This is a genomic window from Nguyenibacter vanlangensis (assembly GCF_038719015.1).
In the GTDB taxonomy this organism is placed as follows: domain Bacteria; phylum Pseudomonadota; class Alphaproteobacteria; order Acetobacterales; family Acetobacteraceae; genus Gluconacetobacter; species Gluconacetobacter vanlangensis.
Genome location: NZ_CP152276.1, coordinates 2,785,550 through 2,807,177, shown reverse-complemented (window position 1 = coordinate 2,807,177; position 21,628 = coordinate 2,785,550). Strand labels below are relative to the sequence as shown.

General features: G+C 65.5%; 22 protein-coding genes, 1 tRNA gene and 1 riboswitch. Of the genes, 12 read left to right on the top strand and 11 right to left on the bottom strand.

What is annotated here, in order from left to right; genetic code table 11:
- Positions 1-99 precede the first annotated feature (99 nt).
- Entirely contained in the window at positions 100-2,754 is a 2,655-nt protein-coding gene (locus AAC691_RS13125; RefSeq protein ID WP_342630215.1) for a cation-transporting P-type ATPase, read from the bottom strand.
- A gap of 669 nt (positions 2,755-3,423) precedes the next feature.
- Between AAC691_RS13125 and AAC691_RS13120 the strand changes: the two genes are divergently transcribed.
- From AAC691_RS13120 to AAC691_RS13105, 4 genes are all read left to right on the top strand, one after another.
- The gene (locus AAC691_RS13120) at positions 3,424-5,547 is read left to right on the top strand and encodes a copper-translocating P-type ATPase (protein WP_342627217.1); all 2,124 of its coding nucleotides are present in this window, start codon (positions 3,424-3,426) and stop codon (positions 5,545-5,547) included.
- Positions 5,548-5,566: 19 nt separating this feature from the next.
- The gene (locus AAC691_RS13115; RefSeq protein WP_342627216.1) at positions 5,567-5,866 is read left to right on the top strand and encodes a hypothetical protein; all 300 of its coding nucleotides are present in this window, start codon (positions 5,567-5,569) and stop codon (positions 5,864-5,866) included.
- A 179-nt stretch (positions 5,867-6,045) separates the two neighbouring features.
- Entirely contained in the window at positions 6,046-6,315 is a 270-nt protein-coding gene (locus tag AAC691_RS13110) for an antitoxin (protein WP_176639486.1), read from the top strand.
- 11 nt (positions 6,316-6,326) lie between these two features.
- Positions 6,327-6,722 carry a type II toxin-antitoxin system VapC family toxin gene (locus tag AAC691_RS13105; RefSeq protein ID WP_218064247.1) on the top strand — a complete coding sequence of 132 codons (396 nt, stop codon included), beginning with the start codon at positions 6,327-6,329 and terminating at the stop codon, positions 6,720-6,722.
- A 641-nt stretch (positions 6,723-7,363) separates the two neighbouring features.
- On the opposite strand, the gene AAC691_RS13100 is transcribed toward AAC691_RS13105, so the two are convergent.
- Positions 7,364-7,678, bottom strand: coding sequence for a type II toxin-antitoxin system RelE/ParE family toxin (locus AAC691_RS13100; RefSeq protein WP_342627215.1), 315 nt, complete (start codon positions 7,676-7,678; stop codon positions 7,364-7,366).
- A complete protein-coding gene (locus AAC691_RS13095; RefSeq protein ID WP_176639482.1) occupies positions 7,675-7,938 on the bottom strand; it encodes an addiction module antitoxin in 264 nt (87 codons plus the stop codon). Before AAC691_RS13095 ends, AAC691_RS13100 begins: the two co-directional genes overlap by 4 nt.
- Before the next feature lie 477 nt (positions 7,939-8,415).
- On the opposite strand from AAC691_RS13095, the gene AAC691_RS13090 reads away from it, so the two are divergent.
- Together AAC691_RS13090 and AAC691_RS13085 are read left to right on the top strand one after the other, a co-directional pair.
- Positions 8,416-8,574 carry a hypothetical protein gene (locus AAC691_RS13090; protein WP_342627214.1) on the top strand — a complete coding sequence of 53 codons (159 nt, stop codon included), beginning with the start codon at positions 8,416-8,418 and terminating at the stop codon, positions 8,572-8,574.
- A 133-nt stretch (positions 8,575-8,707) separates the two neighbouring features.
- On the top strand, positions 8,708-9,790 hold the full coding sequence (locus AAC691_RS13085) for a hypothetical protein (protein ID WP_342627213.1): 1,083 nt from the start codon (positions 8,708-8,710) through the stop codon (positions 9,788-9,790).
- 74 nt (positions 9,791-9,864) lie between these two features.
- Here the strand turns inward: AAC691_RS13085 and AAC691_RS13080 are convergent, their stop codons facing one another.
- From AAC691_RS13080 to AAC691_RS13055, 6 genes are all read right to left on the bottom strand, one after another.
- A complete protein-coding gene (locus AAC691_RS13080) occupies positions 9,865-12,459 on the bottom strand; it encodes an MMPL family transporter (protein ID WP_342627212.1) in 2,595 nt (864 codons plus the stop codon).
- A 252-nt stretch (positions 12,460-12,711) separates the two neighbouring features.
- Positions 12,712-13,194: a 6,7-dimethyl-8-ribityllumazine synthase gene (ribH, locus tag AAC691_RS13075; protein ID WP_176641283.1), complete on the bottom strand. Its 483-nt coding sequence runs from the start codon at positions 13,192-13,194 to the stop codon at positions 12,712-12,714.
- 88 nt (positions 13,195-13,282) lie between these two features.
- Positions 13,283-14,530, bottom strand: coding sequence for a 3,4-dihydroxy-2-butanone-4-phosphate synthase (gene ribB / locus AAC691_RS13070; RefSeq protein WP_323993457.1), 1,248 nt, complete (start codon positions 14,528-14,530; stop codon positions 13,283-13,285).
- Positions 14,527-15,147 (bottom strand): riboflavin synthase, encoded by a 621-nt coding sequence (locus AAC691_RS13065; RefSeq protein ID WP_342627211.1) that lies wholly within the window; start codon positions 15,145-15,147, stop codon positions 14,527-14,529. The genes ribB and AAC691_RS13065 overlap by 4 nt, the downstream gene beginning before the upstream one ends.
- Positions 15,129-16,220, bottom strand: a complete 1,092-nt coding sequence (gene ribD, locus AAC691_RS13060; protein ID WP_342627210.1) for a bifunctional diaminohydroxyphosphoribosylaminopyrimidine deaminase/5-amino-6-(5-phosphoribosylamino)uracil reductase RibD — start codon at positions 16,218-16,220, stop codon at positions 15,129-15,131. Before ribD ends, AAC691_RS13065 begins: the two co-directional genes overlap by 19 nt.
- Positions 16,221-16,332: 112 nt before the next feature.
- Positions 16,333-16,501: riboswitch (FMN riboswitch) on the bottom strand.
- Between the two features lie 103 nt (positions 16,502-16,604).
- Positions 16,605-16,811, bottom strand: a complete 207-nt coding sequence (locus AAC691_RS13055; RefSeq protein WP_176638751.1) for an entericidin A/B family lipoprotein — start codon at positions 16,809-16,811, stop codon at positions 16,605-16,607.
- A gap of 95 nt (positions 16,812-16,906) precedes the next feature.
- On the opposite strand from AAC691_RS13055, the gene AAC691_RS13050 reads away from it, so the two are divergent.
- From AAC691_RS13050 to AAC691_RS13040, 3 genes are all read left to right on the top strand, one after another.
- Positions 16,907-18,373, top strand: a complete 1,467-nt coding sequence (locus AAC691_RS13050; protein WP_342627209.1) for a sodium:solute symporter — start codon at positions 16,907-16,909, stop codon at positions 18,371-18,373.
- 229 nt (positions 18,374-18,602) lie between these two features.
- Positions 18,603-19,073, top strand: a complete 471-nt coding sequence (locus AAC691_RS13045) for a PaaI family thioesterase (protein ID WP_323989561.1) — start codon at positions 18,603-18,605, stop codon at positions 19,071-19,073.
- Positions 19,074-19,259: 186 nt separating this feature from the next.
- Positions 19,260-19,336: transfer RNA gene (locus AAC691_RS13040), tRNA-Arg, on the top strand.
- A 125-nt stretch (positions 19,337-19,461) separates the two neighbouring features.
- Here AAC691_RS13040 and AAC691_RS13035 read toward each other — a convergent pair.
- A complete protein-coding gene (locus AAC691_RS13035; protein ID WP_342627208.1) occupies positions 19,462-20,028 on the bottom strand; it encodes a recombinase family protein in 567 nt (188 codons plus the stop codon).
- A 231-nt stretch (positions 20,029-20,259) separates the two neighbouring features.
- Between AAC691_RS13035 and AAC691_RS13030 the strand changes: the two genes are divergently transcribed.
- Positions 20,260-20,520 (top strand): BrnT family toxin, encoded by a 261-nt coding sequence (locus tag AAC691_RS13030; protein WP_342630214.1) that lies wholly within the window; start codon positions 20,260-20,262, stop codon positions 20,518-20,520.
- A complete protein-coding gene (locus AAC691_RS13025) occupies positions 20,508-20,843 on the top strand; it encodes a helix-turn-helix domain-containing protein (RefSeq protein WP_342627207.1) in 336 nt (111 codons plus the stop codon). The genes AAC691_RS13030 and AAC691_RS13025 overlap by 13 nt, the downstream gene beginning before the upstream one ends.
- Before the next feature lie 38 nt (positions 20,844-20,881).
- Here AAC691_RS13025 and AAC691_RS13020 read toward each other — a convergent pair whose 3' ends face one another.
- The gene (locus tag AAC691_RS13020; RefSeq protein ID WP_342627206.1) at positions 20,882-21,136 is read right to left on the bottom strand and encodes a hypothetical protein; all 255 of its coding nucleotides are present in this window, start codon (positions 21,134-21,136) and stop codon (positions 20,882-20,884) included.
- 145 nt (positions 21,137-21,281) lie between these two features.
- Here AAC691_RS13020 and AAC691_RS13015 point away from each other — a divergent pair, with 145 nt between their 5' ends.
- The gene (locus tag AAC691_RS13015; protein WP_342627205.1) at positions 21,282-21,614 is read left to right on the top strand and encodes a HigA family addiction module antitoxin; all 333 of its coding nucleotides are present in this window, start codon (positions 21,282-21,284) and stop codon (positions 21,612-21,614) included.
- The last annotated feature ends 14 nt before the right edge of the window (positions 21,615-21,628 follow it).

Genomic DNA, 21,628 nt, shown 5'->3' with positions numbered 1-21,628 from the left:
ACCGACGATGGCCAGAAGCGTTATATCGAAAGCCCGGCCTTCAGGGCGCGTTCGCTGCGCGAACAGGGCTACGCGCCGGAATCGGCGGGCGAATGGTCGTCATCCCATCCTCCGCCGCCCCTTGCGGGTCCGGCACGGCACCCTCGCCGCGCCTCGCAAACGGCCGACGGTCATGATCGCCTGTATCACGGCCAGCGGCACCGCGCTGCACCCCAGAACGACGGCCCACATCGTCGCGGTCGGCGGCACCAGATGCAGCGGATGCGAGATCGGCCGCAGATAGGGCGGCAGCGCGAGAAGCACGCCGCACAGCACCAGCGCGCCCCATAGCCACCCGTTCCGCGTCACGTCATTGACCAGGACGCCGGCGCGCGGATCACGCATGTTGAAGCCGTGCCAAAGCTGGCCGAAGGCAAGGGTAAGGAAGGTGACCGTCACCGACTGCCGCGCGTCGAATGCAAACCAGCGCGCCGATGCAAGCGCCGCGAAGGTTCCGGCGGCGAGCACCCCACCCTGCAGCGTGATCGCGACCCATTGCGCCGGCCCCAGGATCGGCTCCTTCGGATCGTGGGGTGGCCGCGTGAGGATACCGGCCTCGCCCTCGCCCATCGCCAGCGCGAAGGCGGGAAATACGTCGGTGACAAGGTTCAGATACAGGAGCTGCAAGGGCAGCACGGGCAGCGGCAACGCCGAGGCCACCGCGATTCCCACCACGATCACCTCGCTCAGATTGCACGACAGAAGATAGGCGACGAAGCGGCGGATGTTGCCGAAGATGATGCGGCCCTGGCGGATCGCCTTGACGATGGTCGGAAAGGCGTCGTCAAGCAGGATCATGGCGGCCGCCTCGCGCGCGACGTCGGTGCCGCGCCGGCCCATCGCCACGCCGATATCCGCCTGCCGCAGCGCCGGCGCGTCGTTGACGCCGTCACCGGTCATGGCGACGACGTCGCCGGCCGCCTGGTAGGCCCTGACAAGCGCCAGCTTCTCGCTCGGGCTGACCCGGAAGATGCGGGCCGCGCGCAACCGCGCCGGATCCGCCAGGGCCAGCCCGGCGATCCCCCCGCCATCGACCGCTTCGCCGGCATCATCGCTCAGCCCGGCGGCACGGCCGATGCTGCGCGCCGTCACGGCGTGGTCGCCCGTCACCATGACGACGCGGATGCCGGCACGGCGGCAATCCCCGATCGCGTCCGGCACGTCGGCACGCACCGGGTCTTCCAGGCCGATCAGGCCGACGAGAACGAGCCCGTCATAAGGCGCGGCATCGGCCCGCGGCACGGTCTTCATCGCACAGGCGATCACGCGCAGGCCCCGCTCGCCCAGATGACCGGCACGGTCGCGCCATTCGGCACGCACGGCTTCATCAAGCGCGACATCCCCTTGGCCGGCGATCACGCGCGCGCAGGCCCCAAGCACCGTTTCGGGCGCGCCCTTCACGGCGACCAGAAAGCCCTCGCGCCCCTCATGCACCGTCGCCATCATCCTGGCCATGGTGTCGAAGGCATGCTCGCGCACCAGCCGATGTCCGGCCAGCACCGACGCCCGCCCGATGCCCGCGCGCAAACCGGCGCGCAGCAGCGCGACTTCCATCGGGTCGCCGCTGCCGCCGTCCCCGGCCCGGTCGAGCTGCGCGTCGTTACAGAGCACGGCGATGCGCAGCAACGATTCCGCCTGCCCGTCGCGGGCGGGCCGAAACGGCGCGGGGTCCGCATCCGCGGCCATTTCAATCTCGCCCGACGGCATGCACAGGCGTCGTACCGTCATCCGGTTCTCGGTCAGGGTGCCGGTCTTGTCGGTCAGGATCACGGTCGTGGCCCCCAGCGTCTCGACCGCCGAAAGGCGCTCGATCAATGCGTTCTGCCGCGCCATGCGCCACATGCCCCGCGCCAGCGCCAATGTCACCACGATGGGCAGCCCCTCGGGAATTGCCGCCACGGCCAGCGCTATCGCGGATTGCAGCATCAGAATCGGATCCCGGCCGCCGATCAGGCCGACGGCCGCGATCGCCGCCGCCACGGCCAGCGTCGCCCAGATCAGTTGCACCGACAGCCGGGCAAGCTCGCGCTCCAGCGGCGAACGGCCAGCATCGGCTTCGAGCACGAGCTGCGTCATCCGACCCAGTTCGGTCGCAAGCCCCGTGCCCACCACGACGCCGACACCGCTGCCGCGCGTCACGGAACTGCCCTTGAACAGCATCGAGACCCGTTCGCCCAGGCGCGCGTCGGGCCCGACCGGCTGCGTGTTTTTATCCGTCGCGACGGACTCGCCGGTCAGGGTCGACTCATCCGCCGCCAGTCCCGACGCCTCGATCAGCCGCAGGTCGGCCGATACCGCGTCGCCCGCATCCAGCAGCACGATGTCGCCCGGCACCAGATCCTCGGCGTGAACGGCGCGCACGCGCCCTGCGCGGCGCACATGCGCGGTGCGCCCGCCAAGCGCCCGCAGTGCCTCGATCGAGCGCACGGCCTTCAGTTCCGTCACGAAACCGATCAGCGCATTGATCGCCAGCACCGCGACGACGGCGCCGCCCGCCTCCCGATCACCGAAATAGAACGCCAGCGCCGCCGCCGCGCCCAGAAGACAGGCCACCGGACCGCCGAACTGATGCAGCAGCAGGCGCGGCGCGCTGACGGCGCGACGCGCGGCGATCCTGTTCGGGCCGAAGACCGCGCGCCGCCCGCGCGCATCGTCTTCATCCAGCCCCTCGTCTGCGGATACGCCAAGCCCCGCAAGCAACGCATGCGCGGGCAGGGCGTGGGGACCTGCCGGCGGCGCCGGCCAGCCGGCAACGCGCTGCGGAGCGATGGCACACTCTCCTCACGGCCTGCGTCGGGCCAACGTGCAGGCTCGCGCGGGGTTTCGCGACATGGCCTTGAACAACGTCAGGACCCAACAGCGTCAGGACCCGCTCGCGCCTGCGCCCCGATCGCTTATCGGAAACATTTTCGGCGACGCAATGCGGAAGCGTGGCATCGTACACACATGCGTGCATAGCTGCGTCAGAAACCGAAATATGCTGTTATAGTTATAAATCGATTCCACGGGGAGGCCGCCATGTCGTGTGACGCTCCGTTCGCCGTTTCCGCGCGTCCTGCCGCGTCGCGGCCCGGTGCTCCGCGCATCCGCGCCACCCGAACCATGCGCATCCGGCCAACTCGGGGCGCGCAGGAAACGGACGGCCGCACTGTCCGGCGGTAATGCTCCCGAGCAGGCCGGGCTCACGATACGCGGCAGACAATGTCGGGATGCCGCGACGACCCCGCGATGGATCCCGCGTTTCGGTCATAACCGCTCCGCCGGAGTTCAATCCTGAGCATGCCGGAAAATTGCCAGCATGACCCTCAACGCGCCCATGGCGGCGTTGCGGCCGCAAGTCCGATAATGGCGCCGGCCCGATATTTACATGCTGGCGAGCCGCCCATGCCGGGCGAAATCGTCTACACGTGCCCCATGCATCCCCAGATCAGGCGGACGGCACCGGGCAACTGCCCGATCTGCGGCATGACGCTGGAACCGGCCGATGTCGGCAAAGAGGTGGGACCCGGCGCCGAACTGCGCGACATGACCCGCCGCTTCTGGATCGGCACGGCACTGACCGCACCGACCGTGATCCTCGAGATGGCGGGGCATGTTCCGTGGCTGCACCTGCATTCCGTCTTGTCGCCCCGGGCTTCGGTATGGCTGCAGTTCGCCATCGGTTCGCCCGTCGTGCTATGGGCCGGCTGGCCGTTCTTCGTACGCGGCTGGGCGTCGGTCCGCAATCGGTCGCTCAACATGTTCAGTCTGATCGCGCTCGGGGTCGGTTCGGCTTATCTTTACAGCCTTGCTGCCACCTTTATGCCACGCCTGTTTCCGAAGGACCTGCGGCAGGATGGCATCATCCCGGTCTATTACGAGGCCGCCGCGGTCATCGTTGTTCTTGTCCTGCTGGGACAGATTCTGGAATTGCGGGCGCGTGAGCAGACTGGCGGCGCCATTCGTGCGCTTCTGAACCTCGCGCCGAAGATGGCGCGGCGCATCCGCCAGGATGGCACAGATGAGGAAATTGCCCTGGATACCGTGCAGATCGGTGACCGGCTCCGCGTCAGGCCGGGCGAAAGTCTGCCGGTGGACGGCGTGGTTCTGGAGGGCCGCAGCGCCGTTGACGAGTCGATGGTGACAGGTGAATCGCTGCCGGTCGGCAAGGAAAAGGACGCCCGGCTGATCGGCGGGACGATCAACGGCTCCGGCACCTTGGTGATGCGGGCGGAAAAGGTCGGTGCTGACACGATGCTGGCACGAATCGTCCACATGGTGTCGGAAGCCCAGCGCAGCCGGGCGCCGATCCAGCGTCTTGCCGATAGTGTCTCGTCCTGGTTCGTTCCCGCCGTGATCCTGATCGCGGCCGTGGCCTTCGCCGCCTGGATGATCCTGGGGCCGAAGCCGGCATTTGCCTATGCGTTGGTTGCATCCGTGTCCGTCCTCATCATTGCTTGTCCCTGTGCGCTGGGTCTTGCGACACCGATGTCGATCATGGTGGGCGTGGGCAAGGGGGCCACGGCGGGCGTCCTGATCAAGAACGCCGAAGCCCTGGAACGTTTCGAGAAGATCGATACCCTGGTCGTCGACAAGACCGGCACGCTGACCGAGGGCAAGCCGCGGATCGTCGCGGTAAATCCGTTGCCGAATTTTGATGAAGCCACGATACTTTCCCTGTGCGCCAGCCTGGAACGCGCCAGCGAACATCCGCTGGCGGGCGCGATCGTTGCTTCGGCCAGGGAACGGGGTATCCCCATGACCGAGGTCGCCGCGTTCGCCGCCTTGACCGGAAAGGGCGTGACCGGACGGATTGGCGCGCATCAGGTGGCTGTCGGCAATGCGGCGCTCCTGCGGAAACTTGGCATCACCAGCGCGCCCCTGGACGCACACGCCGACAGCCTGCGGCGGGATGGCGCGACAACGATGTTCGTCGCGGTGGAAGGTCAGGCGGCGGGCCTTATCGCCGTTGCCGATCCCATCAAGGCGACAACGCCCGCGGCACTCGCCAGCCTGCGTGCGGACGGTATCCGCATCGTCATGCTGACCGGCGACAACCGTACGACCGCACGCGCGGTCGCGGCGAAGCTTGGCATCACCGACATTGAGGCCGAGATATTGCCCCAGCAGAAGCATGCGATCGTCCGGCGCCTGCGAAGCGAAGGACATGCTGTCGCCATGGCCGGCGACGGCGTCAATGACGCCCCGGCGCTTGCCGAGGCCGATATCGGTGTGGCCATGGGTACAGGCACGGATGTCGCCATGCAGAGTGCGGGTATCACCTTGGTCAAGGGTGACCTGGCAGGCATTGCGCGTGCGCGCGCCCTCAGCCGGGCGACGATGCGCAACATTCGCCAAAACCTGATTCTGGCCTTCGTCTATAACGTGCTGGGCATACCGCTGGCTGCGGGGGTTCTCTATCCGGCGTTCGGGTTGCTGCTAAGCCCGGTCGTCGCGGCGGCCGCGATGAGCCTCAGTTCGGTATCGGTGATCGGCAACGCGCTGCGCCTGCGAAGGGTGAAACTGTAAGAGCGCAGCAGCAACAACAATGACTGAGAATCAGACGACACGCAGGAAGGCCATGATTCGTTCGGTGATCGTTTTTCTTGTTGCACCTGTGGCGGCGAGCGTCCCCTGGATTAATTCACTTCGAGATGCGATAAGAGAATTTCAGTCTTATGGTGTAACTCCAGGAATTTCTCAAAATACTGAACGAAAGTTTTACGAACTCGGAACTCGAATTGCCTCTGAAAAATACAGTGTAAATCCACATTTTCTTGATATATGCCAAAAGATTCTGAAACGTGAATGGGAGACTTTAAAACAAGAAATAGCCTCCGCCGGATAAGCGATTCAAAATTGTTTTTTTGAAGAAACTATTCTGTAGGCCCCGCGGTCGGTGTCTGGTTTTGCGGCCAATCTACCTGAAACCGAACTTTCCGTTTACCCCGCAAAGCAGCCGTGAAGACGCCGCTTGAAAGCCGCCGTTGCTCTATGTATATGCAATGGATATACATGGAGCATCACATGCCTTACCGTCGCCAGATCGATGCCTCTCCCCCACGTGAGGCCAAACTCTTTCGGAACAACAAGAGCCAGGCGGTTCGCATTCCGGCCGACTTCGAGTTTCCCGGTGAGCGGGTCCTGATTCACCGGGAGGGTTCACGGCTGATCATCGAACCGGTACCTGGAAAGCGCTTGTCGGCCGTCCTCGCCGAGCTGGAGCCGCTATCAGCCGAAGACGCTTTTCCCGATATCGACAGCACACTGCTTCCGGCGCGGGAAATTGACCTGTGACGGCGCTCTTCATGCTGGACACCAATATCGTCTCTGATCTGGCGCGTAATCCCCAAGGCAGGGCAGCTCACCATATCGTCTCTGTTGGCGACGACGCGATTTGCGTCAGCATCATCACCGCGGCCGAACTCCGCTATGGCTGCGCGAAGAAGGGCTCGCCAAAACTGACGGCGCAGATCGAGGCGATCCTGGCAAGCACCAACGTGCTCGCCCTTGATCTCCCTACCGATGCCGAATACGCCGCCATTCGGGCGGATCTCGAGGCGACCGGAAAGCCGATCGGCCCAAACGATCTCCTAATCGCCGCTCATGCTCGTGCTATCGGCGCGGTGCTCGTAACCGCCAACACCGGTGAATTTGAACGTGTTTGCGGCCTGCAGGTCGAGAATTGGCTCGTTCCTGCATAGACGGTCCAAAGAGGGAGCTGGACATGGCTGGGATCCAAACGACCGGCCCGGCGCCGGTTGAAGACGCAGCGGCATATGCCGCTTGGCTTCGAGCTAGAGCATCATCCGATCAGATGGAATCATCTGATCGGATAAAGATGCTCGCCAAAACAATGATCTAGAGCCGTATCCGTGAACCAGTGTGAACGGATACGACTCTAGAGGTAAACAACAGGCGGAATTCGACCACAAGACGGGGGTGCCGAAAGACGACCCGCGATATCGTGAAAAGGCGTCAGAATGGCATGTTGGTTATGACGGGATGGCGCGATCACCCGAGGCAACGATACGACCGGCAAACAGGTGGGCTAACGCCGTGCGAACCATGACTGACAAGCAGACGACCGGCCGGCTCGTGGCGCGGGCCATCTGAGGAATGCGCGCGCCGGAGCGTTCACTGGTGCCGGACACCGCGGCGACGGGCGGCCAATCGCATGCCTATGTGCTGGCGGTCCGGCCCCGGCTCACACCAGAAGCTCCGCCGATTACCGGCACAGCACCGCCCTGTTCATCGTCGCAGGGATCTTGATGCTGCTGTTGCTCTATTGGCTCCACGGCGCGCCGAAGCATTGATAGGGCAATGCATGCGGCGCCACGCTTGGTCAACCCGAGAAATCCTCGCGGAATCGGTTCATCTGGTGCATACGCTCGTGCAAGACGGTAACAATACCAACCGCGCCATCACTCAATTCCCGCCAATAGATGAAGTGATGCTCATGGCGGCACACGTAACCATGCACGCCAAACGCCGCCGGAATGGGCCGCCACGGGAATTGGCGGCCAGCTATCGCTCTGAAGCGATCGAACAGACCGCGAATATAGGCCTCAGCCTGCGCATCCCCCCAGCGCTCGCGCGTGTAGGTGTAAATCTCATCAAGTCGATGCCCGGCCTGGTCCTGGACTCGGAAATCGGTCATTCCCCGCGCCGGGCATTCCGTCGGATCACGGTGTCGGCATCAAGTGACCGGTAGCTGCTCTCCGGAGCGGCAAAGGCTTGTGTCAGCTCTGCCTTGAGCCGGTCGAACGCCTCGCGGTCGGCACGCTCCATGTCACGGCGGATCAAGTCCCGGACATACTCGCTGACGTTCTCGTATGCACCGTCGTGACCAATATTCGCTGCGACGAAATCGCCGAGAGTTCCGCTGACACGCACGTTCAGGGTCATAGATTTGCTCATCTGCTGCCTCCTGCGTCTGTCCACATTTAGAGGAATTTTGTGGACAAGACAACCCGGCATCGGGCACTTGCTGTGTCGAGGGCGTCCTTATTGCGCTTGAACCAGCGAAGGACGGTACGCTCTCCCGTCGCCTGCTCTTGCCGGCGACGGACATCGACCGCGGATAATCGCTTTCAGCCATGAACTTACTCCACCGATTCCGAAGAAATAGGTGAAGTCTCGTGAGCAGTCTGGGTGACCCCCAGGCTATTCCTTTACTCCGAGGCGCGGTCAGAGACACGCTCATATGTTCCGCCCAAAGGCGGTGGAAATACCAATCGCGCCCGGCCGCGATCGTCCTTAGCATCGGATACCGGGATCAACCCGACAACGATCTGTGCGGGAATCAGCAGGCCGTTAAAATAGAACCAGTCGATCCTCGACAATTACTCGACAAGGTGAAGGCGTTGCTGCGCGCCCGGTTCAGCATCGAGAGGCATGGCGAAGACGAGCGACGATTTTATGAATGATTTTGATCCCCTGATCCGCGTGGTCGATGACGACGCCGATGTCCGTGATTCCTTCGAAACCCTGCTGCGTTCGTCAGGCTACAAAGTTCTCTGTCCGGCTGGGTCATTACAACGGTCTCGATTTTGAACACAAACCTGTGAAGTTTGACGATATAGTTTCAATTTTCCTGGCCTGGTTTTTAGCTGATCGGCCATGCTGCAGTGGCTGTGAAGCCGTTGTACCGGCTCTGGTTTTTAAGACATTGGTTTGAAACTAAGCGATGCGCAAAACTCCAATATTTGTGGGCCTGTTCCTGCTTCGAATGGCGGCGCCAGGACCATTGCGTGCGGCTGAATCGCCCCGCATCGTCGTGCCGATCCAAGAAACGGTCTTGAGCGATGGCGCGCGCCGATATAGCATCACACTCTCCTTCGGTGGCGCCAGGTTCGATGCTGCGCTCGACACAGGTTCGACCGGCCTGAGAATTTTACCGCGCACTGTCGATCCGCAAGGTGTGCTTATGTCCGAAAGGACGGAAACCTATGGTTTCGGTTCGGGAACCGTGTTCGACGGTGTCATTGGCCACGGACGTGTCGGTTTCGGCGACACCGGGAACGCGATTGCCGGTGCCGTCCCGGTTCAGATGATTACGCATGTCAGATGCCACGAGGACAATCCCAAATGTCCTGCGTCACGCGTTGATGCGGATGACTATGAGATTGAAGGAGACGGCCTGCCCCACGAAGGCTTCAGGGCGATCCTCGGACTTCGCACATCGCAGGGCGCCGTTCCCAACCCGCTTCTGGCGATAGGGGTCAGGCGCTGGATCATCGACCTGCCCCTTGATGGCATCCCCAGGACGGGGTGGCTGATCCTGAATCCGACTGATGACGAAATAGCGGGATTTGTGAAAATCCCGATGCTTCCACAGTTTGGCAACGCGCGGAGGCCGGCCTCCGACATCGTGCCGGGATGTCTCGAAAATCTCGATACGCACAGCTCGATTTGCGGCGGTGTGTTGGCTGATACCGGCGCGCCGGGCGTGACGGCGGTCTTTTCCGGCCGCGACGAAGAAATATGGCCGGCCGGCACGCGCGCGGCCCTGACCTTTGGCCAGGCCGATCATACCGTCCAGGCGCGCGAGACCCTGACGATCGGCCGGCGCGCCCATGCTTCGGCACTGAAATTCGTCCGATGGGATTTGCCGATCAATCGTGTATTCGCCGGACTATGTCCCTATTTCGCCTTCTCCATCCTCTATGATCCGGCGAATTTGACCGTCGGGTTCAAGCCGCGTGACGCGCCACCAGGCGGCCCCGTGGGTGAAGTGAACATGCCGCATGAACTGTCCGGCCATCCATGACATCGGTGCCGAAACGAGAATAAGGAAGAATCACAACGCAGGCCGCACGGCACGCGGCGCCTTCGCCCCACCTCCTACCGTTCATCGATCACCCGCTTCGGCAGCAGCGCCGGCACGAACACCAGCGTCGCCAGCAGCGTGCAGGCCAGCGACAGCAGCAGCAGCCGCCCCATGCTCGCCGTCCCCGGATGGTGCGACGCCGCCAGCGACCCGAACGCCGTCCCGGTGGTCAGCGCCGAAAACAGCACCGCCCGCGCCGTGGGGCTCGACAGCGGCGACCGCACCCCCGCGCGCCAGTTCATCACGAAATAGATGTTGAACGACACCCCCACCCCCAGCAGCAGCGGCAGCGCGATGATGTTCGCGAAATTCAACTGCTCCGGCAGCAGCACGACCACCACGACCGTCATCAGCGCCGACAGCAGCAGCGGCGCCAGCACCAGCGCCATGTCCAGCAGCCGGCGCAACGCCACCAGCAGGATCGCCGCGATCATCACGATCGCCGACAGGGCGGCGAACACGAAGGCATGGACCATGGTCGTCGCACTCTCGACGATGTCGATGGCATTGCCGCCCGCATCCGGCGCCACGCTGCGGATCTGCGCGACATAGCGGCGCAGCGCCGCGTCGCTGTCCATCCCCGCGCGCGGATGGACCGACACCAGCGCCCGCCCGTCCGGCAGCAGGTAATCCTGCCGGATCGACGGCGGAATATCGCCGATCCCCACCTTCTGCGCCGACAGCATCCGGCGCAGCAGGTCCAACTGCCCAGGCAGAAACCGCACCAGCGCGCGGTCGGCGGCCATGATCTGCCCGTCCGGCGCCTGCGCCAGCCGCGCCAGCGCCGCCTGGATCCGCCGCAGCGGATCGCCCGCCGGCAGCTTGTCCAGCACCCCGCCCAGGGCGTGCGCCGTCTTGGCCGCCGACCGGCGCAGTGCTGCGGCATCCGGCGCCGGGGCGGGGTTCGGCACCACCAGCGTCGGCAGCAGGATCGACGCCGCATCCTGGATCATCGCCAGCTTGGCCGTCTGGTCCTCCGGCACCAGGGACCCCAGCCACATCGCGTCGTCCACCAGCGGCAGCCGCGACAGCCGCGCCGCCAGCGCCTGGGCCTGCGCCAGGTCCCCCACCAGCACCTGCGCGTCATAGGGCGAGGATTGCGGGTCGCGCATCAGCAGCTTCAGCGTCAGCATCCCCTCCGAATGCGGGTTCTTGGTATGCAGCGGGTCGGCATCGAACGACAGCATCGGACTCAGCGCCGCCCCCAGCACCGCCAGGAAGACGAAGACGCTCAGCACCGGCACCCGCCGCACGCGTAGCGCCCGGTCCATCGGCCGCGCGAAGGCAAAGCCCGTCGCCCGATGCGTCGGCGCCGGCCGGAACAGCCGCAGCAGCGCCGGCAGCAGGGTCACGGTGCAGAGGAAGGCGATCACCATGCCGAACCCGGCAATCAGCCCCAGTTGCGCCACCCCGACGAAGGCCGTGGGCGTAAAGGCCAGGAACCCCGCCATCGTCGCCATGGCGGCCACCAGGATCTGGTGCCCGGTCTCCACCCCCGTCTGCTCCAGCGCCGACTGGACCGGCGGCACCGACCCGTCCGGCAGGCGCTGCGCGCGGAACCGCACCGAAAACTGGATCGCGAAATCCACCGCGATCCCCACGAACAGGATCGCGAAGGCCACCGAAATCAGGTTCAGCGTGCCCACCGCCAGCGCCGCGAACCCCGTCGTCAGCATCAGGCCCGACACCAGCGTAATCACGATTGGCACGATGATCCGCCAGGTCCGCACCGCCAGGAACAGCCACAGCGTCACCAGCAGCAGCGACCCGACCAGCCCCGCGACCATCCCCTGGGCCACGGTGGCGAATTCCTCGTCATTGATCTGCACGTCGCCGGTCAGATGCACCCGCGCATGGCCCGACCGCACGAATTCCAGCCCGGCGATCGCCCGCTGCATGGCCTCGGTGGCCGCGCCGCCCGGCTGGAACGACCCGTAATCCAGCCGCGGCTGGGTCACGACGAACACATATTGCCCGCCCAGGTCGGCCAGGCTGCCCGACAGCATCCGCTCCCAGGACAGCGGCTGGGCCTGGCCGTCGGCCGCCTGCTCCAGCATGGCGGCGAACGCCTCCAGCGCCGGCCGAAAACCCTTCAGGTCCGCCTGGCCCTGCGCCACCCCCAGCGCGATCAGCGACAGCGCGTCGAACAGCCCGCGCCCCGACGGATCGGCCGCCAGCCCCCCCAGGAAAGGCTGTGCCGTCACGGTCGAATCCAGCACCGCCTGCAGGTTCTTCGGGTCCAGGAACAGCAGCCCATGATCGACCAGGTACGGATTCTGCTGCGGCACGTTGACCGACAGGAAATGCGCGCCGTCCTGCCGCAACTGCGCGGCCAGCGCGCGCGCCGTCTCCTGCGCCTCTTCGGGCAGGTCGGCATCGATCACCGCCACCAACTGGTCCTGCTGCTGCGGAAACAGCCGCGCCAGCGTGTCCGACCGCGTCTTCCACGGCAGCTTGGCCGAGAACATGGTGCTGGTGTCGGTCGTCACGTCCAGGCGCCGCATGCTGACGGCCAGCGCCCCACCCACCAGCACCGCGAACAGCAGCAGGACCAGAATGGCACGGCGGGAACAGGCCGCCACCAGGCGGCCGATCGGCAAGGACAGCATGACGGGTAATTCAGCCCCTGAACTTCAGCCCCGGAACACTGGCGACTGGCAAATGGACGGCACGGCCGGCGCGGCCCTCACGCCGCCGCACGGTGGGGCATCGTTTGACCCCGGATGCGCCCGGGATGCAAGGCGCATCTTTCCCTCCCGTCCCCCACGCTCCCAATCCATTGACAAACAAATGGTTTCCAAAGGCACCGCCTTTGGTGGGGTCCGGGGCGAAGCCCCGGAAAAAGACACCGCGTGCTGCGCTCAGCCCCTGATCCGCCGGATCAGCGCCAGGCTCTCGACACAGGCCGCCGCCGCCTCGCGCCCCTTGTTGTGCTCGTCCGTGCGCGAGCGCTCCACCGCCTGCGCGTCGGTATAGGTAGTCAGCACCCCGAACGCGACCGGCACCTCGGTGGCCAGCGAGGCCTGCATCAGCCCCACCGCCGCCCCCAGGCTGATGAACTCGAAATGCGCCGTATCGCCCTTGATGACGCAGCCCAGGCAGATCACGCCCTCATAGCGCCCGGTGCGCGCCAGCGTCTGCGCCAGCAGCGGCAGCTCATAGGCGCCGGGCGCATACAGCACGTCCTCGTCCGCCACGGTGATGTCATGCTCGCGCAGCCATTCCAGCGCCCCGTCGCGCAGCCCGTGGGTCACCGTCTCGTTGAAACGGCTGACCACGATCGCCAGGCGCGGCATCGTCGCAAAGGTCAGGTCGGGGGTCGTGGTCGGTCGATTGGTGCTCATGGTCCGGTCTTCGGCCTCTCTCGTCTCAGGACACGCATGTCGAGACATGCGGGGAAGATATGTACGGGGAAAATATGCGGGGGGCGCCCTATTCGGCGGCCTCGCTCACGGCGGCGCAAAGCTGGTGCCCCATCCGGGTCCGCTTGGCGTCCAGATAGGCCCGGTTGAACGGGTTGGGCGGAATGGCCACCGCCACCCGGTTGCGCACGGCAAAGCCATGGCGTTCCACCGCCACCACCTTGGCCGGGTTGTTGGTCATCAAATCCAGCGTGCGCACGCCCAGCGCGCGCAGGATCGCCCCCGCCGCGGTCCAGTCCCGGGCATCGGTCTCGAATCCCAGCCGATGGTTGGCGTCCACCGTATCCAGCCCCCGGTCCTGCAGCGCATAGGCGCGGATCTTGTTCGCGAGCCCGATCCCCCGCCCCTCATGCCCGCGCAGATACAGCAGCACCCCGGCCTCCGCCGCGCCGATCCGCGCCAGCGCCTCCTGCAGTTGCGCCCCGCAATCGCAGCGCAGCGATCCCAGCGCGTCGCCGGTCACGCATTCCGAATGCAGCCGCACCAGCGGCACCACGCCCGCCCGGCCCGGGTCGCCCTTCACCAGCGCCACATGCTCGGTCCCGTCCGGCGCGCGAAAGGCATGGATCACCAGGTCCTCGCCGCCATAGCTGCTGGGCAGCGCCGCCTCGGCGACCTTCTCGATTCGCCCTAGGGGGTCGGCGGGCTGCGCCCCCTGGCGCGCGACCCAGTCCACCAGCTCGGCGATCGACAGGATCGGCAACCCGTGCCGCGCGGCATAGGGCCGCAGGTCGGCCATCCGCGCCATCGTCCCGTCCTCGTTCATGATCTCGCAGATCACCGCGGCCGGCGCCCGCCCGGCCAGCCGCGCCAGTTCGATCGACGCCTCGGTATGGCCGGGCCGGGCCAGCACCCCCCCCGGCACCGCGCGCAGCGGAAAGATATGGCCCGGCGACACCAGGTCCGCCGGCGTCGCGCCATGCGCCACCGCCGCCTGGATGGTCCGCGCGCGGTCGGCGGCGGAAATCCCGGTCTCCACCCCGTCGCGCGCCTCGATCGACACGGTAAAGGCGGTCTCGCGCGGGCTGGAATTCACCTCCGTCATCATCTTCAGGCCAAGCTGCGCGATGCGCTCGGCCTCCAGCGGCAGGCAGACCAGCCCGCGCCCGTGCGTGACCATGAAATTGATCGCCGCCGGGGTGACCAGGTCGGCGGCCATCACCAGGTCGCCTTCGTTCTCGCGATCCTCGTCATCGACCAGGATCACCATGCCGCCTGCCCGGATCGCCGCTACAGCGGCCGACAGCGCGGGGGTCATGACCGGTATTGACATAGGCTCTCCACATATTTCGCGATCACGTCGACCTCGATATTCACCGCGTCGCCGGGGGCAAGCGTGCCCAGGTTGGTATGGGTCCAGGTATGGGGAATGATCATCAGCGCGACCGGAAACCCGTCCGGCCCCGCCTCGTCCGCGCCGGCCGCCCCGATCTCGTTCACCGTCAGGCTGATCCCGTCCAGCGTGATCGACCCTTTCTCGACCAGATAGCGGCGCAGCGCCCACGGCACGGCGAACACCACGCGCCGCGCCTCTCCCGCCATCTCGACCGACAGCAGCCGGCCGGTGCCGTCCACATGGCCCTGCACGATATGGCCCGACAGCCGGGTGGCCGGGGTGACGGCCCGCTCCAGGTTGACCCGCCCGCCCGCGCGCAACTGGCCCAGGCTGGTCCGGTCCAGCGTCTCGGCACTGATGAAGAAGGACGCGTTCCCCCCATCGTCGAACGCGGTCACCGTCAGGCAGACGCCGTTGACGGCGATGCTCTCGCCCAGCGACAGGTCGCCGATCCCCGTGGCGATCGCGGCATGCAGCGCCCGCTCCCCCCGGCGCGCCGCCGTGACCGTGCCCAGATACTCTATGATGCCGGAAAACATGTTTCCTCCACGAAACGATCGCGCGCCGGCCCGAGCAGCAGCCGCAACGGCGTCTCCTCCCCGCGCCGCGTCGCAAAACACAACTTTTCCCCACTTTCCGCCCCGGCCCGGATGGTCAGCCAGTCATCCCAGACCCCCTCGGCCCGCACCGCCGCCAGCAGCGTCGGCCCCGCCTCGACCAGCGCCCACAACACCCCCGCCGCCCCCAGCATCTCCGGCAGCCGCGCGATGTCGTCGCAGGTCACGATCTCGAACCCCCGCCCCGCCGCCGCCGCGCGCCAATCCTCAGGCACCCGCCCGCGCCGGTCGCACACCGCCAGCACCCGCGCCGCCCGCCCTGCATGGTCCGCCACCCGGCGCACATCCAGCCCCGGCCGGTCCGCCAGCACCGTGCCGCTGCCCGTCACCACCGCATCGGTCGCCCGCCGCAGCCGATGCGCCAGCGTCAGCGCCGCGTCCGAGGTAAACGTCGTCCGCCCCGCCGGCGGGATCATCGACCCTTGGGCATCCAGCGCCTGCTTGACCGTCAGCCACGCACGGCCGGTGCGCGACCAATGGACGAAGGGCGCAATCAGCGCGCGGCAGTCCGCCGCCAGCGCCAGGCCCGCCGGATCATCCCGCTCGGCCAGCCCGTGCACGGCACACCCGGCCGCGCGCAGCCTCTCGCCCCCACCGCCCGCGACCCGGGGATTGGGATCCGCCGCGCCGATCCAGACGGTGCGGATCGGCGATGCCAGGATGGCTTCGGAACAGGGGCCGGTACGGCCGGTATGGTTGCAGGGTTCCAGCGTCACGACCGCGATCGCCGCGCGGTCCATCAGCCCCTGGTCGGCACATTGGCGCAGGGCTAGGGCCTCGGCGTGCGCGGCACCCGCGCGATGATGGGCGGCAACGGTCAGGATCGTCCCGTCGGCATCCAGGATGGCGCAGCCGACGGGGGGGTTGGGCGCCGTCGCGCCCATATGGCGCACGGCCTCGTCCAGCGCCGCGCGGAACGCCAGGTCGATATGCGCCAATCCGGGAGGGGAGGGGAATACGCGCGACGACCCGACCGGATCGTCAGCCGCCTCCATCGTCCCCGAGCCTGTCGAACGCATAACCACGACAAACGGTCCCATCCATCCGGACGGACCCGGGGCGCACACGCCCATGTCGCCGCGCCAGGACATGGCACGGCCGCACAGGCAGCGTTCTCTATCATCCGGACTGTAACCGTCGGCCCCGGAATCTCACCGGATCTGCTGTCCCCGTCCGGCCAACGGCCTGACGGGCGCTCGCGGGCTGATGCGAACCGGTCCAAGGACCAGGCGCAAATACCGCCGGTGGGGACTTTCACCCCGCCCCGAGAACGTCAATTCAACCGGCCATCACGACCGGAACGAATTTATTATTGGGAAAGAACCGGCGAAAATGCAAGAGCGGACGCGTCGCTCTTGCATTCTGCATCCCCACCCGCCTCAGTTCGGCGACGCGGACGTCGCCCGGGTGATGGCATTCTGCGTGACCCGCGCCCCGCGTGAGACATCATGGCCGACCGAACTGACATCCTGGCCGGCGCCACGAATGGTGTTGCATGCCGACAGCCCGGCCGAGACACCAAGCAGCGCGGCGGTCAGAAAGACGGTCCGGAACAGCGGCAATACCCCAAAACGGGCCTGGAACATGAATATCTCCTTCACTGGTTGTTATCTCCGGGAAAAACTCTGAAACTGTCCGGCGTTCCCTATCCGCCTCGGGCAGGAGCCCGTATCTGCCCGCCATGAGCCCGACCGAACCTGCCGTCATTGCCGTATATTTGGCCATTCTGGTCGCGGTGTCACTGTTCCTGTCGCGCGGCCGTCACGCCGCCGCAGATTACCTGGTCGGCCGTCACGATATGCCGACCTGGGCAATCTGCCTGTCGATCGTGGCGACCGAGACATCGACCCTGACCGTGATCAGCGTGCCGGGCGTTGCCTACGGCCATGGCATGGTTTTTGTCGGGCTCGGCGCCGGATACATCATCGGTCGCGCTGTCGTGGCCTGGATCCTGCTGCCGCTCTACATGCGCCAGGGCATGACCAGCGCGTATCAATATCTGGGTCAGCGTTTCGGCCGGACCATGCAGCGTCTCGCGGCCGGCGCCTTCCTGCTGACCCGGCTGCTGGCCGAAGGCGTACGGCTCTTCGCCTCCACCCTGCCGATCTGCGCGCTGCTGGCGGCAGCCCACCTGCCGGCGGGGCAGATGCCGGTGCTGCTTGGGCTGACTCTCCTGACCGCCCTTTATACATCCATCGGCGGCCTGCGGGCCGTGGTCTGGTCAGACAGCATCCAGTTCGGTGTCTATGCCCTGGGCGCCGCATTCTGCGTCGCGATCCTGCTGCCGCGCAGCGCAGGAGGGGCCTTGGATGCCGCTCCGTTGCACGCGGCCTGGCAGGCCGGACGATTTGCACTGTTCACCCATGGCAGTGCGATCCTGTCCGCCCCCTACGCCCCGCTGACGGCCCTTGTAGGAGGAGCGATCCTCTCCATGGCCTCGCACGGCGCGGATCAGTTGATGGTCCAGCGGGTGCTTGCCGCCCGTTCGCTGCGCGCGGCGCGCCTGGCCATGGTCGGCAGCGCCGTCGTCGTCACCCTGCTGTTCGGCGTGCTGTCCGCTATCGGGGTTCTGCTCTGGATCCGCCGGGCGGGCGCGACCCCGGCCGCACTCGGCCTGGCATCGCCCGACGGCCTGTTCCCGGCCTTCATCGCCCATGACGTGCCGCCCATGCTGGCTGGCCTGCTGGTCGCAGGCATCGTCGGCGCCACGATGGGATCGCTGTCCTCGGCCCTGAACGCCATGACGGGTTCGACGCTCTCCGACCTGCTGCCGTCCAGCATGACGCAGGGACGGAGCGTGGTTGCATTGTCGCGGGCCATCACTGCGGCATGGGCGTTGCTGCTGGTCGTCGCGGCCTCCTGCTTCTCATCCACCAGCCAGTCGGTGGTGATTTTCGGTCTTTCCATTGCCGGTTATTCCTACGGGGCGCTTCTGGGGGCATTCTTGTTCGGGATGCTGGTCCCCGGTGCGCGGCCACGTGACGCGCTCGCGGCGTTTCTCGGCACGCTGGTCATCATGGCGGTGCTGATTCTCATGCATCCCGGCGGCCATGCCATCGCCTTTCCCTGGCTGGTGCCGATCGGCGTGGCAACCATGCTGGTAATCGGCACGATGTCCCGCCTGATGCCGGGACGCTCCTGCGCCTGAGGCATCCGGCACATGGTCACGCAGTCTTGCGGCATCCGGCAGGCCGACCTGCGCGTAACGGGACGGTGCACGTCACGTGAAAACAATCGCGTCGGGAGGCTTGCGTGCCAGGAACCTGCGCTGCAAATGCCAGCCGGCCCGCCGGGCTGCCGAAACGGGCCGTCCGGCCGTGACCTTTCATTTCGATCCGGCCCGGGACATTTTGCCGGCCCCCGCCGGCTTCATTTTCATGCCTGACGCGTTCCCGGGCGGCTTCGACGCCGCCAGCGGCGGCTTCATGATCGGGCTCGAGGCGGGCGAGCTGGTGGGCGGGTTCCGCGTCACGACGCTTTGCTGCAACCGGGCCGGGATGTGCCACGGTGGCAAGCTGGCCAGCGTCTGCGACGTCTATCTCCTGCTTGCCGCCCTGTTCCGCGAGGATCTGCGGGCGGCGTTCCTGCCGACAGTCTCCCTGACGCTGGATTTCATGGCCCCGGCCATGCATGGCGCATGGGTCGAATTGCGGGCCGAAACGCTGCGCATTACGCGCAGCCTGGTCTTCGCCCAGGGACTGGCCACGGTCGAGGGCACGCCCGTGGCACGCAGCAGCGCGATCTATCACCGCACAGCGCCTCAGGACGGCGACAGCCAGGATACCGGTGCCGCCCTGCGTGCGCTCCTGGGCCACATGCCCGCGACGCAGAGCAAAATTATCCCCTGATTATCAATCGAACTGTCCGGATCCGACACCCGGCGCAGAAGCCGGGCAAGGGCGGATGCCGCCCTTCTTCAGTCGCCTTTCCCCGGTGGCGGCCCCCGCGCACCTGGGCCTGAAACAGGAATGTAAAAAAATGGACAAAGGGGGGTTGTCGTTTCCGACCCTCTCGGCTAAACACCGGCCCACGCTGCACCCGTAGCTCAATTGGATAGAGCACCAGACTACGAATCTGGGGGTTAGAGGTTCGAGTCCTTTCGGGTGCGCCACCTTCCTTACAAATAGCATGTAAAATCAATCACTTAATGAAGTGTGGTCGATTTTAACCCCTGAATAAACCCATGAAAGAACATGGGTTAGACAGGCACGCTCGGGGACATCTACGGACGATTGTTTATGTCGCGACCCTCCCGAGGCACCGGTAAACCGACGTCCGGCCGATCCCCAGCCGCTTGGCGATCTCGGTGGGGCTGATCCCTTCATCCGCCAGTTTGCGGACCTCATCAGCTTGGCTTCGCGCGGTGGGTTTCCGGCCTAGATAGCGCCCCTCCGCCTTGGCCTTGGCGATTCCTTCCCGCTGGCGTTCCAGCATCAGGTCGCGCTCGAACTCGGCCACCGCCGCAAGCATGGACAGCATCAGCTTGCTGGTCGGGCTGCTGGTGTCGAGCGTCTGACCGCCCATCGATAGGATGACCAGTTCGCCCCCCTTGGCCTTGATGCGCTCCACGAATGCCAGAAGGTCGGCCGTCGATCGCGCCAGCCGGTCCGGCTTGCACACCACCAGAGCGTCGCCCCGGCGGAGATAGTCGATAGCCATTTCCAGTTCCGGCCTGACAGTGACGGTGCCCGACACCTGTTCCGTGAACACCCTGTCGCAACCCTGCGCCTCAAGGTCCCGCACCTGGGCGGCCATCCCTGCCATCTGGTCTGTCGTGCTGGTCCGCGCATATCCGATCCGCATGGGCTGTTCCTTCGGCAATCTGTTCCAAAATCTCTTAGAGATTATGCCGGGACTGTTCCAAAACATCAAATGGTATTTTATTGGAACAGAATTCTGTTCCACCCCGGACGTTCCGCTGGGGCTAGCCCTATTGGAACAGTGGGGAACGCACAGGAACATCGGCGAACCGCCAGAGACGTTGCATATGATACGCTGTTAGCGTATAAATGAGCCACGACGGATGCCGGGCGCCTGTTCGACTGGGACGACGCTAAGAGCGATCGATGCTTTGCAGAACGCGGTTTCGATTTTGCATACGCGGCGCGCTTGTTCCTGGGCGACGTGCTGGAACGTGTGGATGACCGGCACGATTATGGGGAAACCCGCATCCAGGCAGCCGGCCAGATCGACGGACGCCCATTCATGGTGGTCTATACCCAGCGCGACGATGTGACGTGGATCATCTCGGCGCGGTTCATGCACCAGAAGGAATGGAACAGATGGCAAGAATGACCCTCGACCAGATCTGGGCTTCGGGCGGCCGCGTGGACCGGGCACGCCTTGATGCGACGACGGACGCGGATATTGCGGGCCAGGCCCGGGAAGATGGTACGGACACGCCGCTGGGGCCGCACGAGGTCTACCCAACGCCGGCAACGGTGCGCCGGCATCTTGGCCTGACGCAGACCGCAATTGCTGATCTGGTCGGCGTTCCAGTTGCGACCTGGCGGAATTGGGAACAGGGTCGGGTGACGCTTGACCCCGCAGTGCGGACGCTGCTGCGCGTGCTCTGGCGTGAACCGGACGCGTTCAAGCGGGCAATGGCGGCTGCATAGGGGACGGACAACCGCACTCAGAAGCGCTCCTGATCTTCTTAGTTGATCACCACCTGGTAGACCGGTGTCGGGCCGCCCTCGATCTCGGTGACCTGCTTCGCCTTGCCATAGGCCCGGTCGAGGATTTCTTTCCCGGCCGCCACCTGCACCGCGTGCGATTCACCGTTCAGGGCCAGCCAGGCCAGACGTTCCAGGATCTCGGGCCCGTATTGCCCGGCCATGGCCCGCACATCCGCCGTCACCTTGTTCGGCGTGCCCTTCGTCCGACCGCCGGTCTTGCGTCCATCTGCCATCGTCTACTTCCGTCTACTTTCCTCGGGAAAAGCCGGGTTTTGGTCTATTTCTGGTCTACTTTCGCCGCTTGCTCAGCATCATTTACTATGACGTATTTTTAACCCATGGTAGCGCAGCAGGGTAAACGAAAGTGTGGATGGTCGCATGGACGGAGGCTATCGCGAGGACACCGGAAAGCCGCCATTGCCAGGCGAAATCCTTGACCGATGCTTCCTCTCCGGAACCGGGAAAAGTCGTTCCGAAATTGCGCTCCTGCTGGGAATTTCCCGTCCAACCCTTTGGGCCATCATCAAAGGGAAGGCGCCTATCCGGACGCCGACGGCCGCGCGCCTCGGAAGAATGTTCGGTACAGGCGCGGCTTTCTGGCTTCACCTTCAGGCCGATCACGACGCTTGGAATGCTGAGCGCAACATCGATCTCTCGGGCATTCCTACACTTCAACGGAAAGCCACGCCGAGGATGTCGCGCGGCACATAGGCGCCCCAGAGGGC